This window comes from Granulicatella adiacens ATCC 49175, assembly GCF_025150565.1.
In the GTDB taxonomy this organism is placed as follows: Bacteria; Bacillota; Bacilli; order Lactobacillales; family Aerococcaceae; genus Granulicatella; species Granulicatella adiacens.
This window is the reverse complement of sequence record NZ_CP102283.1, coordinates 1,395,009-1,409,740: the sequence shown is the minus strand read 5'-3', so window position 1 is coordinate 1,409,740 and position 14,732 is coordinate 1,395,009. Positions and strand designations below refer to the sequence as shown.

Sequence of the window (14,732 nt, the reverse complement as noted above, 5' to 3'; positions counted from 1 at the left end):
GCATTAATTTTATGAAAGTGCTACCCTAATGATAGATGAAAAGATGCACAAAGGAGATTTGTAGATGGAAAAGCAAACAATTACGATTTATGATGTTGCGCGTGAAGCGAATGTATCCATGGCTACAGTATCGCGTGTTGTTAATGGAAATCCAAACGTTAAACCAGCAACTCGTAAGAGAGTTTTAGATGTAATTGACGAATTGGATTATCGTCCAAATGCCGTTGCGCGTGGGTTAGCGAGTAAGAAAACAACGACTGTGGGAGTTATTATTCCTGACGTTACAAACCTTTATTTTGCTAGTTTAGCTCGTGGGATTGATGACATTGCTACAATGTATAAATATAACATCATTTTAGCAAACTCAGACCAAAATAATCATAAAGAAATTCAAGTGTTAAATACTTTATTCTCTAAACAAGTAGATGGAATTTTATACATGGGAAACCATCTAACACCTGAATTACGTGCTGAAATTGTTCGTTCAAAAACACCGATTGTGTTAGCGGGAACAATGGATGCGGAACATGAAATTGCTTCTGTAAATATCGATTTCAATGAAGCAACAAGAGAAGTAGTGGAAACTTTAATCGAAAATGGACATAAGAAAATTGCTTTTGTCACTGCTGCAATGAAAAATGTAGCTTCAGTCGATTTCCGTTTAGAAGGATATAAAGCTGCTTTAGAAAAAGCAGGAATCAAATTCGACGAAAAATTAGTTTACGAAGTTCCTCTAACCTATCATGCAGGGGAGTCTGTAGCTGAACGTATCCATAAAGCAGGTGCGACTGCTGCGGTGGTAACCGATGATGAAACTTCAGTAGGATTATTAAACGGATTAATTGATTTAGGCGTTAAAGTTCCTGAAAAATTTGAATTGGTTTCAAGCAATAATTCTAAATTAACGAAAATGACTCGTCCAATTCTTTCAACGATTGCACCTCCTTTGTATGATATTGGTGCCGTTGCGATGCGTCTTTTAACAAAGATAATGAATAAAGAAGAAATCGTAGATTCTGAAATTACGTTACCATACAAGATTGAATGGAGAAATACTACTAAATAAGTAGTGCTCACTTTAAAAAATTACACAATAAAAAGGCTGGACATTATCCAGCCTTTTTATATTAGTTTGATCGAGTTGTTTGACTTTGAGTCGAAGGAGATTGAGTGGTTTCCTCTTTCTTTTCATTCTTCTTCTCATCTTTTTTCTCGTCTTTCTTTTCGTCCTTCTTGGTATCTTTCTTCTCTTCTTTCTTAGGAGTAGCTTTATTCCAGAAGTTATTCATTTCTTCAGGAGTAGCTCCAATAGCGAAGTTGTAGAAAGGATTCATCGGTGGGAAATCCTTCTTGAACCAGTCAGTCGTCATTCCACCACTGATCGAGTAGGTTCCACCGTTTTCAGCTTTGAATGTTCCGGCTTTCGTACCTGTTGTGGATACAACAGAATCACGATAAACAGAATCTGGTTGTTTAAAGGTTGTTTCTTTACCGATTAATTCAGGATTTGCTTCATATGCGGCCTTCATTAAGTAAGTCCATTGACGTTGACTTCTAGTAGTTGGTTCTCCGTATCCATCACCAGCAGTAATAGCATAACGGGCATTATAGAAGTTATCGTATCCAATCCAAGAACCTAACGTTACGGTTGGGGTATATGCGACAAACCAGTTATCAATTTCATTTTCAGAAGTACCAGTCTTACCAGCTAAGTCTGAACTGAAGCCCATATTTCCCTTCATATTGTAGAATTGAGTCGAATTTGCAATATCTTGAAGCATATTCGTTGTTAAATAAGACGTTGCTTCAGAGAAGACACGTTCTTTTTTGTCTTCGTGTTGGTAGACAATATTTCCTCTGGAGTCTTCAATTTTTTCGATTAAGTAAGCATCATGGTGTTCACCACCATTTGCTAACGTAGAAAAGGCACTTGTTTGTTCTAAAACAGTCGGACCTGTTCTGGTTCCCCCAATGGAGAGGGCGATATTTTGATACTCATCTTCAGTGATCCCTTTAATACCCATCTTCTTCAAGTATTCACCTGCGTTAATGCCTTTTTGAAGCATTGTTTGGTAAATCTTGATAACAGGATTGTTAAACGAACGGAATAGTGCATAACGGACCGTTAAGAATTGGTTTGTTATTGTGTTTCCGTAGTTCGTTGGTTGCCAATAAGTTCCGTTTCCTTGAGGAATACTTACTTTAGTATCAGGAACAATACTTGCTGGATAAATCAGATTATTTTCAATAGCAGGAGCATAAACCAAGATTGGTTTAATAGTTGACCCTGGTGAACGGTGCGTAGTAAACGCGTGGTCTACTTGGTTTGATTCGAAATCTCGACCAGCAACAAATCCAAGAATACGACCTGTTTTGTTTTCAATCATAACCGCTCCATTTTGAGCAGGCTCTGTTTGTGTTTTGGTTTCTCCAGTATTTTGATCAACATATTGTGTATTATACGTTGGTCCAATTTGGTTTCCATAACTTGCAATCGCTTTTTGCATTGCATCATAGACTTTTTGATCGATTGTTGATGTAATCTTATATCCTGAAGAACTTAGCTCACGACTAGCTTCATCGTAATATTTGCTGTAAAGCTCTGAGTCATTACGAACTTCATCATAAGTTAATTTATTCTTTTGAGCTGCTTTAGTGATTAAGACTTTAATCGCTTCACGGTTAACAGCTTGGTAAAGATAAGATTGTCTATCTGAAGAAATTTCTTTTGGCGGAAGGAAGTCTTTTGTAATATCATACGCTAGAGCTTCTTCGTATTGTTCTTTAGTAATTTTGTTTTCACGATACATACTAAAGAGAACAAATTTCATCCGTTCAATACCCGCAGAAGTATCTTCCTTTAAGGTAGCTTGGTTTGTGTAAGGAGTATACACAATCGGATTTTGTGGCATCCCAACAAGATAAGCAGCTTGTGGTAAGGTTAAATCTTTTGCAGCCACACCGAAAACACCTTGAGCGGCTTCTTCGATTCCTGCGATATTTAATCCATTATGATTTCGACCAAATGAAGATACGTTTAAGTAGGCTTCTAAAATTTGATCTTTCGTAAAGTGTTTTTCAAGACGTAATGCGTATAAAATCTCGTTGGCTTTACGTTTGAAAGTGACTTCACTCGTCAAAATTTGTTGCTTAATTAATTGTTGCGTAAGAGTGGAACCACCCGTCGCGCCTGATCCAGAAGAAACAGCTTCTTGGAGAATAGCACGAAGTAAAGCTTTTGGTACGATTCCATTGTGTTCGTAGAATGAACTATCTTCGGTTGAGATAATTCCATCAATTACGTATTGAGAAATTTCTGATAGAGGTTTTACAATTCGTAGTTCATCAGAATTCACATCTGAAATTTTTGTACCATCATTATAATGGAAACTAGAGATTAAATTAAGATTTCCAATTGCGTCACTCATTTGTTCTTGGGTAAGGGGCTCTTCATTGGAAGTTAAACTTGCAAAATATCCTAATCCAATTCCACCACCAAATATTCCTAATAGCATTAAGAATAAAATCGCAATTACAAAAATATTTTTTAGAACTGAATAAGCGATGTTAAAAATAAATCGAATATTTTTCAATATAGGTTTATTCCAAAAAGTTAGTAGAGCCTCGCGCCAATCTGGGGTTTGGTTCTGAACTGACATAATTTCAACTCTTTTCGTTTATACATATTTTTATCCAGTATATCAAAAATATGCATAAAATTCTATTTATTACTTGTTTTAATAGGGTTTAGAGCATTTTTAGAACAATTTTTCTATGGTGTAAAGATAAAATACTTTACAACCATTCTTCTTTCTGCTACACTATGTAACTGTGAGATTAATACATGGAGGTGTAAATAATGGCAGTTAAAATTCGTTTAAAACGTATGGGTTCTAAGAAAAATCCTTTCTACCGTGTAGTTGTAGCTGATTCACGTTCACCACGTGATGGTCGTTTCATCGAAACAGTTGGAACATACAACCCAGTAGCAAACCCAGCAGAAGTTTCAATCAATGAAGAATTAGCATTAAAATGGTTAGCTAACGGTGCGCAACCTTCTGATACAGTTCGTAACTTGTTATCACAACAAGGTATCATGAAGAAATTCCACGAATCAAAGTTTTCTAAGTAATTTCCATAAAGTCGACAATTCGATGGAGAGGTGAAAAGAATGCCTGATATTAGTGAATTAGTATTATCAATGGTTAAACCATTAGTAGAATTCCCTGAAGATGTTCGTATTGACATCTCTGAATCAGATGAATTCATGGAATATACTTTACACGTAAATCCTGAAGATATCGGTCGCGTGATCGGTAAACAAGGACGAGTGGCTCGTGCGATTCGTACGATTACTTATAGTGTTCGTACTCGTGGACCGAAACGTGTTCGTTTAAGTATTGAAGCCTAAATAAAACAATGAAGCCTTGGAGAAATCCAAGGCTTTTTTGTGCTATAAGGGGACTGATAAAACGATGACTTCGAATCCTTACGGATTACTTTATACTAGCTGTACTGGGGCACCGGCTTGAGCCTGTAGTCTCAAGCACTTTCAAGATTCAAATGGACTCTAAAAAATGAATTTTTAAGAGTCCATAATTCACTTTGAATGCTATCCCCCAGTACTGCTAGTATAAAATCCGTAGCATTCTCCGTCATCGTTTAGTCATTATAAAAAGTCTGGATTTCTACAAGACTTCACCGGGAAGAGACGGAAGAGGGTTTGTGCTTTCAACGAGGGCTTAAAAAAGTTAGTGCTACACTGGTTGGATTTATGCATTGAGTTATAGGGAAAGAAAAATACGAGTGATATCTTATAAGGTATCACTCATTATAATGTATACATTATAATGAGTGTTCTTTTGTTGTTGTTGGCACTTGGTTTTTTGATTGTTTTCCGTGAGTTTGTTATGATAAATAAGTAATATTATAGTTGAAGGGAAGACCGTATGAAGAAAAAGCCGATATTAAAAAAACAGATGAATCGACAATATTATTATTTATTCGGCCTGTCCGTAATGCTAATGATACTAGCATTTGTCATCGAATCACCACAGTCGTTAGTGAGTGGGATGATGACGATATTAGTATCGCCAAGTCAGTTGTTTACGGATTATATGGAAATTGCGTCTGTTGGAAGTACCTTGTTAAATGTTGCGATTATGCTTGGTATCAGTATTTATAGTTATAAAAAACTGGAAATTCCTCTAAACGGAACAGTGATTGGAAGTTTGGGCATGCTTGCTGGATTCTCATTTTTCGGGAAAAATCTTTTCAATAGCATCCCATTTATGATAGGGGTATGGATTTATACGAAGGTAACGAAGCAAAATTATCGAAATTATGTCATTGTTGGATTATTTGGATCTGCTTTAGGCCCATTAATCTCTTTCCTAGCATTTAGCGGAGTTCTACCACAAGGATGGAGTGTTCTAATCTCGTATGCTTTAGGAATATTTATTGGCTTCATCTTACCTCAACTATCCACACAGTTTCTTGGGTTCCATCAAGGGTTTAGCTTGTATAATGTCGGGTTTACTGCTGGAATTATTGGAATGGTAGTTCTAGGATTTATGAATGCATTTGGAATTGAAGTAGAGACTAGAACATTAACAAGTACACAGAGCCCACTGATTTTGTATCAACTGCTAATCGGATTTTGTGTGATTTTGATAGTAACAAGTTTCTATTTACACTTTAAAAAGAAAGAAAAATATCATTATAAGTTACTCTTGAAGCTTTCAGGGCGTTTGCCAAGTGATTTTGTTGAAATGACGAATATGGCAACAGTGACACTGAACATGAGTATTATAGGATTTATATTATTAGGATATGTCCTTATGAATGGTGGCCAATTAAATGGTCCAATTGTCGGAAGTATTATTGGTGTAATGAGCTTTGGAGCTTTTGGGAACCAAGTGAAAAATACGGTTCCAGTATTAGTGGGGATTATGATTGGTTCTTACTTGACGGGAGTAGAACCTACAAGTACGAGTGCCCTTATTGCAGCGATTTTCGGAACGACACTTGCTCCGGTTAGTGGTTATTATGGGCCGTTTGCGGGGATGATAGCAGGATTTGTTCATATTACACTAGTAAGCCATGTGGTTGTAATGCATGGTGGATTAAACCTCTATAACAATGGATTCGCTGGAGGATTCGTTGCAGCGGTTCTCGTACCAATTTTTGAAATTTTTGAAGGCATTCGTCAAGAGATGAAAGAAAGAAAGGCAGAGGGATAATGGCAACAGAAAAGGATTTTGTAAAACGTATCGTAAAGGAAATGGTGGATTATTTCCTGTATCATGAATTATATGATGTGACTGCACATGTATCTTATGTGCCGCATGAAAAAGCAACGATTACGTGCACTGCTCCGTATACAAAATTACCTAAAGACTTAGATTTATTAGAAGCAGGGCTTTCGGTGGAGAAACATTTAGAATTAGATTCGATGTATAGTTCACTGATGGGAACGCATAATCGTGATAAAAATTATTGCATGCTCGGACAATGTATTGACGATTATGATGTGGAAGTCTCAGATACCACATTAAAAATAATTGTTGAGCGACTCTTTTAAGGAGGAAATAGAATGACAACTTTTTATAAAGTAGGAAAAATCGTAAATACTCAAGGTCTTCGGGGAGAAGTACGAGTGATTTCGACGACCGATTTTGCTGAAGAACGTTATAAAAAAGGAACAGAACTAGCCATTTTTAAAGATGGGGAGTTTCTTACATTTGTCACGGTAGCAAGTCATCGTCGTCATAAAAATTTTGATTTGTTAACATTCGAAGGAATGAATCGTATCGAAGATGTTGAAAAATACAAAGAATGTCTCCTTAAGGTAGCCGAGGAGCAATTAACGGAATTGGAAGACGATGAATTTTATTACCATGAAATTATTGGACTCGAAATTGTAACGGATGAAGGCGAAGTGCTTGGGAAAGTGACTGAAATTCTTTCTCCTGGTTCAAACGATGTCTGGGTTGTAAAACAAAAAGGGAAGAAAGAACTGTTGATTCCATTTATTGAACCAGTCGTTTATAAAGTCGATAAAGAAGAAAAGAAAGCTTATATCCATCTATTGGAAGGGTTGATCGATTAAGATGAAGATTGATGTATTAACATTATTCCCTGAAATGGTAGAAGGACCGATGACGCAATCGATTATCGGAAAGGCCATTGAAGCCGGGAAAATCGAGTTTGAAACAACGGATTTCCGTCAGTTTTCAAATAATAAACATAATCATGTGGACGATTATCCTTTTGGCGGTGGAGCGGGGATGCTTCTAAAAGTGGAGCCGATTGACTTGGCACTAGCATCAATTCGTGAGCGTTCACCAAAAACGAAGCCACGTGTGATTTTAATGGATCCAGCCGGGAAGACTTTTACGCAAAAGGACGCTGAAGAATTAGCCAAGGAAGAGCATCTGGTATTTATTTGTGGTCACTATGAAGGCTATGATGAACGGATTCGTACACTTGTGACCGATGAATACTCAATTGGAGATTTTGTACTAACGGGTGGAGAATTAGCTGCCACGGTGATGATTGATGCAACAGTTCGACTGTTGCCAGATGTATTAGGAAATGATGCTTCTGCAGTGGGAGATTCTCATTCCACAGGATTGTTGGAACATCCGCAATATACGCGCCCAAGAGTCTATAAAGAGATGGAAGTACCTGAAGTATTGTTCAGTGGAAATCATGCAAAAATTGCGGAGTGGCAAATGAAAGAATCCCTTCGTAAAACTTATTTAAGAAGACCGGATTTACTGGATAAGTATGAACTTTCAAAAGAAGAAGAGAAGTTGCTGGAGCAAATTAAGGAAGAAGAGGGATGTTAAATGAGAGAACATTTAAGTCCAGAAGAAATAAAAGTTTTTCAAAAGGTAATCGAAAACGATTCGGGTAGGTCAGAAATGGTGCAACTCTTTAAACTTCTAGGAGATAACACTCGGTTGAATATCATTACGCTTTTAACCAGAAAAGAACCTTTATGTGTGGAAGACTTGATGAAATGTACGGGGATGGAGCAATCTGCAATTTCTCATCAGTTAAAAAAACTAAGAGCCCACCATATCGTGAAGGCAGAAAAAGTTGGAAAACATGTTTGGTACTCCTTAGAAGATCATCATGTATTACAACTTTATAATTTAGCGGATGAACACTGCTGCGAAGAGCATTCGTAAGTCTTATTTTTACTAAGAAATTCTCTGTAATTTGCTTGCAATTGAAATGCAAGTATGCTAATATATTTCGAGTGAGTGAGACTTCACTCAGAGATAACGATATTCCGCTGATTGGACAAGCGGCCAAGTCATGAATGTTTGTTGGAAGGAGAAAAAAACATGAGTAAATTAATCGAAGAATTAACTCAAGAACAATTACGTTCTGATATTCCTGCATTCCGCCCTGGTGACACTGTACGTGTTCACGCTAAGGTTGTTGAAGGAACTCGCGAACGTATCCAAATCTTCGAAGGCGTTGTTATCAAACGTCGTGGGGCTGGCATCAGCGAAACTTACACAGTACGTAAAGTTTCTAACGGTGTTGGTGTGGAACGTACATTCCCATTACACACTCCACGTGTAGCACAAATCGAAGTAGTTCGTTACGGTAAAGTTCGTCGTGCTAAATTATATTACCTACGTAACCTACGTGGTAAGGCAGCACGTATCCAAGAACGTCGTCGTTAATAGAAACTTCAAAAGAGATTGGCTTTGCCAGTCTCTTTTTTTACGCAAAAATAATTTAGAATAATTCTAATATATCGCTTGACACATGAATAACTGTTCATGTAATATAGGGATAACAAGAAATAGTGAGGGGAGATATCATGGATTTCAAAGAATTAACTCATAACTTGAAACATAAATTTGAATACCTATTAAATAAAGAAGAAACTCATGAAGGAGAAACATGTCAAGATCATTACTTACATCATGATGATCACGAACATAAGCACCATCATGACCATGGACATCATCACGGTCACGACCACGATGATAGTAAAGCAGTCATCTTTTATATTGCGGGATTAGTGCTTTACATTATTGGGATGGTTCTTCATTTTATGGGGAACGGGATTGCGAATATTTTATTCATTCTAACGTTATTCTTATCGGGCTACCATGTAACAATGGAAGGTATTGAAGATACGATTGAAAAAACCAAAAAGAAAGGGAAGTTCCAACCAAATGTGCATATCTTAATGACGCTTGCGGCAGTTGGAGCAGTGCTGATTGGGAATGCAGAAGAAGGAGCTTTACTGATTTTGATTTTTGCAGGAGCACACTTCCTTGAAGAATATGTTGAAGAGAAAAGCCGTAAGTCGCTAACGGCATTGTTACAAATGAATCCAACGCAAGCGCGTCTCATCCAAGAAAACGGAGAAGTCGTTGTCGTTGAAGTCGCTAGTTTAAAAGTCGGCGATACATTAGAGGTATTGCACGGAGATCAAGTGCCAATCGACGGAGTGATTACAAAAGGGTTAACATCGATTGACGAAGCTACGATTACTGGTGAAAGCATGCCTCGTTCAAAAGGCGAAGGAGATGAAGTATTTGCAAGTACTGTCAATATTTCAAATCGTTTCGAAATGCAAGTAACTGCAGCAAGTACGGATACAGTCTTCGCGAAAATTATGAAGGTTGTTGAAAATGCGCAACATTCAATGAATAAGCAAGCAACCTTTATTCAGAAGATTGAACCAATTTATGTCAATATCGTATTAATCATTTGGCCAATCTTCCTATTATTTGGATATTTCTTAATGGGATGGGATTTAAACACAACGCTTTACCGTGGAATGGTATATCTCATCGGGGTGTCTCCATGTGCGTTAGCAGCGAGTGCGGTTCCAGCAACCTTAGCAGCGATGTCTCGTTTATCAAAAATGGGGATTTTAGCTAAAGGTGGAGCAGCGATTTCTCAATTACAAGAATTACGTGTCATCTCATTTGATAAGACTGGAACCTTAACAAAAGGAACTCCAGATTTAACAGATTACTGGTTTGAAGATGAAGCGATTATTCCTGCTATTGTAGCAATGGAAAAACAATCGACACATCCACTTGCGCAAGCAGTTGTTCAAAGATTTAATGAATGGACAGTGCTTAAAGAAGAAATCGAAGTAGAAGTTCTTGTGGGACAAGGGGTACGTTCTGTTGTTAGCGGTGAAGAAATCCAAATTGTGAAACCACTAGATACCACCAACCGTTCGGCAGAAGTTTCTTCTCGTATGCAAGAATGGGCAAGCGAAGGAAAGACAGTTGTAACAGTTGTTAAAGACAATATGATTGTTGGGTTAATGGCATTTATGGACCTTCCAAATGAAGCTTCAAAAGCGGTGCTCGATTACTTCAAGAGCGAACTCGTGCATACAACAATGATTACAGGGGATTCAAGAGAAACTGCTGAAATGATTGGAATGAAGCTTGGAGTACAAGAAGTTGTCGCAAATGTATTGCCAGAAGAAAAATTAGAAAAGATTCAGTCTCAAAAAGAACGCTATGGCTTAACAGCGATGGTAGGGGACGGCGTGAATGATGCCCCAGCTCTTGCGACAGCAGATATCGGGATTGCGATGGGAAATGGGACAGATATTGCGATTGAAACAAGTGATATCGTGATTATGCGAAACGACTTACAAAAGCTCGTTTCCGCTCATAAGATTAGTAAGAAATTACACCGTGTCATTTTAGAAAATATGATTTTTGCGATGTCAGTCGTTGTGATGCTCTTAGTCCTTAACTTTTTTGGATTAACGAACATCGGTTGGGGAGTTGTCTTACATGAAGGAAGTACGATTTTAGTACTCTTAAATGGATTACGATTGCTTGCACCAATAGAAGAATAAATGAAAAAGCAGAACAAGGACGCAGAGAAATAAGATTGTCCGAGTTCTGCTTTTTTGCACTTTGAATCACGCTTGTTCAAAACAAACGCGGTAAGTGTCACTTTCAGGAATGAGTTCTAATGGGAAATTCGTTCTATAAATACTATAATCAGGGAATTGCTCTAAAAACATGACGAAGTTATTTGGATAAATACTCAACATCTTTGTAAAGACATTATCTTGATCTATAATCACAGTTTTTATTTCACTGATATCTTTTACCCATGGGGTTTCTACATGGAAATAACTCCCAGGAGCAATATGATATTCATACTTTAAAATAGTTATCGCTTGTTCTAACATAAAATCCCTCCATTCATTACACTTTAAGTATAGTGTAAATGTATACGTTTTACAAATAGATGTTCATTTTTGAGCAAAATATCCCAAAAATTTCTACATAATAACCATTTTTCATTTCGGATTCATTAATAAAAAAGAGTAGAAAGAATGATAATTCAGAAATTAAGCCGTTTTTACATACAAAGGGGATACTTTGTGATACAATGGATAAAGAAGGTGTTGGAAATTGGCGAGACATGGAAAGAGGCGGGAGCAATGGTAAAACGTGTCACGAAAGAAATCAAGAGTACAGTAGAAACCGAACTCAGAAAAGGAACAAGCAAATCAAGAATTGCCCATTTGTTAGGTGTTCCGTATGAAGAAGGAGTTCAGATTATTACACAAATCAAGGAATCGATAAGACCAGAAGTTGGCAATCGGATTCGATTTACTTTTAGAGAGCAAGAGATGATTGGGATTATTTGGAAACTACTAGCCAATAGTGCTGTTGTTGTCATCGATTGGAATTCCTCTAACCAATGCATGAAGGATATTTGTGAAGCTAGAACGGTTGTTAATTTTAAGGATATTGTGGAATTTTTACCGATTGAAAAATAGAGGAAGGTCCAAGGTAGGATGAGCTACCTTAGGGCCTTTTTATTTTGATGAACTTTCTAATTTGGGTCCTTTAAAGTATAATATAAATGAAATGACTGTGGAGGAAATCGATGACTGAAAAATATACAATCACAAATGATCTTCAATCCGATGATTTTGAAGAGAAGTTAGAATGTGCAATCGAAGAATTTGAACATAAGATTAGCACAAAAGACTATCAAGCCGACTTAGTCCCTTTTTTACAATTGCTAGAAAAAGGGAAACGGTGGGACGATTTAACTTACTATGTAGAAGAAGCAGCACTTGAGTTTGACACCAAAGCGAATCAGTGGGAGTGGAAGATAAAAGTTGCGATTCATAACCATCAATTCCATCAAGTGGAAGAGTGGATGCAAAAAGAAGAACTGATATCGGTTTTAGGAATGGAACGTATTTTAGAATTAACGTTGTTATGTGAAAAAGAAAAAAGTGAATTTACCCAAAGTGAAGTAGTAAAACTGCAACAGTTAAGTGAGAAGCTTAAGAAGGATGAGGTTTTATCCGAGGAACAGAATTCCTATATTGTAAGAACGTTAACCCAGATGCAGACTCCTTTAAAATGGTCTGTAGTGGAGTCTTTTCTTTCAAGTGCCAACACACAATTATTTTGGAAAGGATTTTTAGTGGAATATTGGTTAAAAGAAGGTCCTTCTAAAAGAATAAATTTTTATGATGCTTTTTCTAATAATAGAGTGGAAATTTCTAAGGAGAATACTACATCGGTTTATGAAAATCGCATATTCATTGAAATTGAGTCTCTAATTTCTAAACAAGCCCAGTTAAGCGAAGATATGAAGGAATTGTTACTTCAAAAACTTCATTCGGATTTTTTACGTGTAGCTCCTTTTGCTGAAGAACATTTTAAAGATGCTGGGGAATGGGTAGAGACACAATTACAAAGGGATGATTTACTATTAAGCTTGTATGAAGGAGATAAGATTTTTATAAAAGCTCACCAAACACTTCATAACTGTTAAAAATTATCGTATCCAGTATAATAGAGATATATCATTAAAGGAGGAATCCATATGGAAGTCGGAATTGTAAAATGGTTCAATAACGAAAAAGGATATGGTTTTATTCGCAATACAAAGACGGATGAAGATATCTTTGTTCATTTCACAGGAATTGTGGCAGAAGGTTTCAAATCGTTAAAAGAAGGCCAAAAAGTGACTTTTGAAATTTCAAAAGGAACACATGGAGTTCAAGCGACCCATGTGGAGACACTTGTAAATCATGATTAAAGTATATACGGATGCAGCCGTCAATGGAAATCCCGGTGAAGTGGGGTTAGGAATTCTACTGGTAAAAGATGGGGAGCAATTTCCTTTTAAATTTCCTATCGAAAAGAAAATGGATAATCACCTTGCCGAGTTTACTGCGATTTCTAAAGCATTGGAATTATTAGATGCCCAGCAGCACCAAGAAGAGTTAATTTTTATACATACGGATTCTAAAGTAGCTGCAGACGCAATTTTAAAAAATTATACTAAAAGAGAGGATAATAGAATTGTCCTTCAGGAAATACAACGTCAGTTAAAACAGTTTCTTCAAGTATTTATTAAATGGATACCAGAAAGTGATAATCGTGGCGCAGATCAATTAGCGCGCCAAGCCTTACAGCAACGATTAACACATCAATAAAGGAGAGATTTCATGAACGAAAAAACTTTATATTATAGTAGCTTATGCCCAGATACAGCTCCATTCAAAGAAGCGATGGCAAAACTTGGAATTTCTGCTAGAGAAGTGGATATCACCTCTAGTATGAAAAACTTAAAAGAATTTCTCAGATTACGAGACCTTGAAGAAGTGTTTATCCCAAGGAAAGAGCAAGGGATGGTGGGGATTCCTTGTTTGATTACTGAGGAAGGTGCGTTCATTTTTGAAGTGAGCACCTTAGAAGAAAGGTATCTCTAATCAGTGGAGTTTCCTAAAGAATCATTGCAGACAGTCCTTTCTATTTATTTTGTTGGGATGAATAGTTTATTATTCATTCTGATGGGGATTGATAAGAGTTGTGCAATTTTAAAAAAATGGAGAATTCCAGAGAGAACTTTATTGTTGCTTGGAATTCTTGGTGGAGGTTTTGGGGGTCTACTTGGGTTATTCATTTTTAATCATAAAAAGAGGAAAAACTATTTTTTAATCACTTTTCTAGTGAATATTGTTTTCTGGTTAGTGATTGGGGTAGTTTGGATGTATAGAAAGTAGGATACATGGATAAACAAGAGAGATTTTATTTTGATATTTGGATTGCTTTATTAAGTATGTTATCGGGAATGGTTAATGTATTGACCTTGTTACTGTTTTTAATACCAGCTACCCATTTTACCGGGAATATTACGCAATTTGTTTTAGCGTTAAATGAGGGGGAATGGAGCGTGGTAATCCGCTTTCTAGGAATGATACTTTGCTTTGGCGGAGGCGGGGTACTGTCGGGGGTCCTATTTTCTAAGAAAAAATTTGAACCTACTAAACGATACGGACTTTTACTGTTAACTTTCGGCATCATTATGTTAGGATTATTTTTGATAGGGCTTAGAGATGAACGCTGGCTCTATTATTTCTCATTTGTCGTGGGAACACAAAATGGAATGTTTATTTATTATCATGGAATGATTGTGCGAACCTCACATTTCACTGGATATTTAACGGATATCGGGGTTGTGATAGGTCGTTTAATTCGTGGTCAGAAGAAGGAACGTTGGAAGGTACTTTTCTATTTTACAAGTATGCTGTTTTTTGGAATTGGTGGGACTATTTCTTTCCAATTTTTCCAACTCTATTCGGATGCGACGATTGTACTGATTAGTGTGGGATATATGATTCTTGGTTTTTATTATTTCTCATTCCGAAAACTATTTTTTCATTAGGAGGAAAATGT

The 14,732-nt window shown here is 36.8% G+C and carries 19 protein-coding genes; 17 read left to right on the top strand and 2 right to left on the bottom strand.

Annotation, left to right across the window (positions count from 1 at the left end; all coding sequences use genetic code 11):
* Positions 1–64: 64 nt before the first annotated feature.
* On the top strand, positions 65–1,066 hold the full coding sequence (gene ccpA, locus NQ540_RS06935; RefSeq protein WP_005606739.1) for a catabolite control protein A: 1,002 nt from the start codon (positions 65–67) through the stop codon (positions 1,064–1,066).
* 61 nt (positions 1,067–1,127) lie between these two features.
* Here the strand turns inward: ccpA and NQ540_RS06930 are convergent, their stop codons facing one another.
* A complete protein-coding gene (locus NQ540_RS06930) occupies positions 1,128–3,659 on the bottom strand; it encodes a transglycosylase domain-containing protein (RefSeq protein ID WP_005606738.1) in 2,532 nt (843 codons plus the stop codon).
* 200 nt (positions 3,660–3,859) lie between these two features.
* Here NQ540_RS06930 and rpsP point away from each other — a divergent pair, with 200 nt between their 5' ends.
* The 9 genes from rpsP (at position 3,860) to NQ540_RS06885 (ending at position 10,867) form a co-directional block, all read left to right on the top strand.
* Complete coding sequence (gene rpsP / locus NQ540_RS06925) at positions 3,860–4,132, top strand: 30S ribosomal protein S16 (protein ID WP_005606737.1); 273 nt, start codon at positions 3,860–3,862, stop codon at positions 4,130–4,132.
* A gap of 39 nt (positions 4,133–4,171) precedes the next feature.
* Entirely contained in the window at positions 4,172–4,411 is a 240-nt protein-coding gene (locus NQ540_RS06920; RefSeq protein WP_005606736.1) for a KH domain-containing protein, read from the top strand.
* Between the two features lie 568 nt (positions 4,412–4,979).
* On the top strand, positions 4,980–6,242 hold the full coding sequence (locus NQ540_RS06915; protein WP_039849157.1) for a DUF1576 domain-containing protein: 1,263 nt from the start codon (positions 4,980–4,982) through the stop codon (positions 6,240–6,242).
* Positions 6,242–6,583, top strand: coding sequence for a hypothetical protein (locus tag NQ540_RS06910; protein ID WP_005606734.1), 342 nt, complete (start codon positions 6,242–6,244; stop codon positions 6,581–6,583). The genes NQ540_RS06915 and NQ540_RS06910 overlap by 1 nt, the downstream gene beginning before the upstream one ends.
* 12 nt (positions 6,584–6,595) lie before the next feature.
* Positions 6,596–7,111 carry a ribosome maturation factor RimM gene (gene rimM, locus NQ540_RS06905; protein ID WP_005606733.1) on the top strand — a complete coding sequence of 172 codons (516 nt, stop codon included), beginning with the start codon at positions 6,596–6,598 and terminating at the stop codon, positions 7,109–7,111.
* A 1-nt stretch (position 7,112) separates the two neighbouring features.
* The gene (gene trmD, locus NQ540_RS06900; protein ID WP_005606732.1) at positions 7,113–7,853 is read left to right on the top strand and encodes a tRNA (guanosine(37)-N1)-methyltransferase TrmD; all 741 of its coding nucleotides are present in this window, start codon (positions 7,113–7,115) and stop codon (positions 7,851–7,853) included.
* Complete coding sequence (locus NQ540_RS06895; protein ID WP_005606731.1) at positions 7,854–8,198, top strand: ArsR/SmtB family transcription factor; 345 nt, start codon at positions 7,854–7,856, stop codon at positions 8,196–8,198.
* A gap of 159 nt (positions 8,199–8,357) precedes the next feature.
* Positions 8,358–8,705 carry a 50S ribosomal protein L19 gene (rplS, locus tag NQ540_RS06890; protein WP_005606730.1) on the top strand — a complete coding sequence of 116 codons (348 nt, stop codon included), beginning with the start codon at positions 8,358–8,360 and terminating at the stop codon, positions 8,703–8,705.
* A gap of 140 nt (positions 8,706–8,845) precedes the next feature.
* Entirely contained in the window at positions 8,846–10,867 is a 2,022-nt protein-coding gene (locus NQ540_RS06885) for a heavy metal translocating P-type ATPase (protein ID WP_005606729.1), read from the top strand.
* 66 nt (positions 10,868–10,933) lie between these two features.
* Here NQ540_RS06885 and NQ540_RS06880 read toward each other — a convergent pair whose 3' ends face one another.
* On the bottom strand, positions 10,934–11,209 hold the full coding sequence (locus NQ540_RS06880; protein WP_005606727.1) for a hypothetical protein: 276 nt from the start codon (positions 11,207–11,209) through the stop codon (positions 10,934–10,936).
* A 195-nt stretch (positions 11,210–11,404) separates the two neighbouring features.
* Between NQ540_RS06880 and NQ540_RS06875 the strand changes: the two genes are divergently transcribed.
* From NQ540_RS06875 to NQ540_RS06845, 7 genes are all read left to right on the top strand, one after another.
* On the top strand, positions 11,405–11,806 hold the full coding sequence (locus NQ540_RS06875; protein ID WP_308609700.1) for a DUF2187 domain-containing protein: 402 nt from the start codon (positions 11,405–11,407) through the stop codon (positions 11,804–11,806).
* Between the two features lie 110 nt (positions 11,807–11,916).
* The gene (locus NQ540_RS06870) at positions 11,917–12,822 is read left to right on the top strand and encodes a hypothetical protein (RefSeq protein ID WP_005606723.1); all 906 of its coding nucleotides are present in this window, start codon (positions 11,917–11,919) and stop codon (positions 12,820–12,822) included.
* A gap of 51 nt (positions 12,823–12,873) precedes the next feature.
* Positions 12,874–13,089, top strand: coding sequence for a cold-shock protein (locus tag NQ540_RS06865; protein ID WP_005606721.1), 216 nt, complete (start codon positions 12,874–12,876; stop codon positions 13,087–13,089).
* Complete coding sequence (locus tag NQ540_RS06860; RefSeq protein WP_005606720.1) at positions 13,082–13,489, top strand: ribonuclease HI family protein; 408 nt, start codon at positions 13,082–13,084, stop codon at positions 13,487–13,489. Before NQ540_RS06865 ends, NQ540_RS06860 begins: the two co-directional genes overlap by 8 nt.
* A gap of 12 nt (positions 13,490–13,501) precedes the next feature.
* Entirely contained in the window at positions 13,502–13,765 is a 264-nt protein-coding gene (locus NQ540_RS06855) for a hypothetical protein (RefSeq protein WP_005606719.1), read from the top strand.
* 3 nt (positions 13,766–13,768) lie between these two features.
* Positions 13,769–14,059, top strand: coding sequence for a DUF1294 domain-containing protein (locus NQ540_RS06850; protein WP_005606717.1), 291 nt, complete (start codon positions 13,769–13,771; stop codon positions 14,057–14,059).
* A 5-nt stretch (positions 14,060–14,064) separates the two neighbouring features.
* Positions 14,065–14,721 (top strand): YoaK family protein, encoded by a 657-nt coding sequence (locus NQ540_RS06845; protein ID WP_005606716.1) that lies wholly within the window; start codon positions 14,065–14,067, stop codon positions 14,719–14,721.
* Positions 14,722–14,732 lie beyond the last annotated feature (11 nt).

Excerpts from the sequence above, each read along its gene's own strand:
- rplS (WP_005606730.1), top strand. The coding sequence starts at position 8,358 with ATGAGTAAATTAATCGAAGAATTAACTCAAGAACAATTACGTTCTGAT.
- ccpA (WP_005606739.1), top strand. The coding sequence starts at position 65 with ATGGAAAAGCAAACAATTACGATTTATGATGTTGCGCGTGAAGCGAAT.
- NQ540_RS06930 (WP_005606738.1), bottom strand. The coding sequence starts at position 3,659 with ATGTCAGTTCAGAACCAAACCCCAGATTGGCGCGAGGCTCTACTAACT.
- NQ540_RS06870 (WP_005606723.1), top strand. The coding sequence starts at position 11,917 with ATGACTGAAAAATATACAATCACAAATGATCTTCAATCCGATGATTTT.
- NQ540_RS06855 (WP_005606719.1), top strand. The coding sequence starts at position 13,502 with ATGAACGAAAAAACTTTATATTATAGTAGCTTATGCCCAGATACAGCT.
- NQ540_RS06920 (WP_005606736.1), top strand. The coding sequence starts at position 4,172 with ATGCCTGATATTAGTGAATTAGTATTATCAATGGTTAAACCATTAGTA.
- NQ540_RS06860 (WP_005606720.1), top strand. The coding sequence starts at position 13,082 with ATGATTAAAGTATATACGGATGCAGCCGTCAATGGAAATCCCGGTGAA.
- trmD (WP_005606732.1), top strand. The coding sequence starts at position 7,113 with ATGAAGATTGATGTATTAACATTATTCCCTGAAATGGTAGAAGGACCG.
- rimM (WP_005606733.1), top strand. The coding sequence starts at position 6,596 with ATGACAACTTTTTATAAAGTAGGAAAAATCGTAAATACTCAAGGTCTT.
- rpsP (WP_005606737.1), top strand. The coding sequence starts at position 3,860 with ATGGCAGTTAAAATTCGTTTAAAACGTATGGGTTCTAAGAAAAATCCT.
- NQ540_RS06915 (WP_039849157.1), top strand. The coding sequence starts at position 4,980 with ATGAATCGACAATATTATTATTTATTCGGCCTGTCCGTAATGCTAATG.
- NQ540_RS06880 (WP_005606727.1), bottom strand. The coding sequence starts at position 11,209 with ATGTTAGAACAAGCGATAACTATTTTAAAGTATGAATATCATATTGCT.
- NQ540_RS06895 (WP_005606731.1), top strand. The coding sequence starts at position 7,854 with ATGAGAGAACATTTAAGTCCAGAAGAAATAAAAGTTTTTCAAAAGGTA.
- NQ540_RS06865 (WP_005606721.1), top strand. The coding sequence starts at position 12,874 with ATGGAAGTCGGAATTGTAAAATGGTTCAATAACGAAAAAGGATATGGT.
- NQ540_RS06910 (WP_005606734.1), top strand. The coding sequence starts at position 6,242 with ATGGCAACAGAAAAGGATTTTGTAAAACGTATCGTAAAGGAAATGGTG.
- NQ540_RS06885 (WP_005606729.1), top strand. The coding sequence starts at position 8,846 with ATGGATTTCAAAGAATTAACTCATAACTTGAAACATAAATTTGAATAC.
- NQ540_RS06845 (WP_005606716.1), top strand. The coding sequence starts at position 14,065 with ATGGATAAACAAGAGAGATTTTATTTTGATATTTGGATTGCTTTATTA.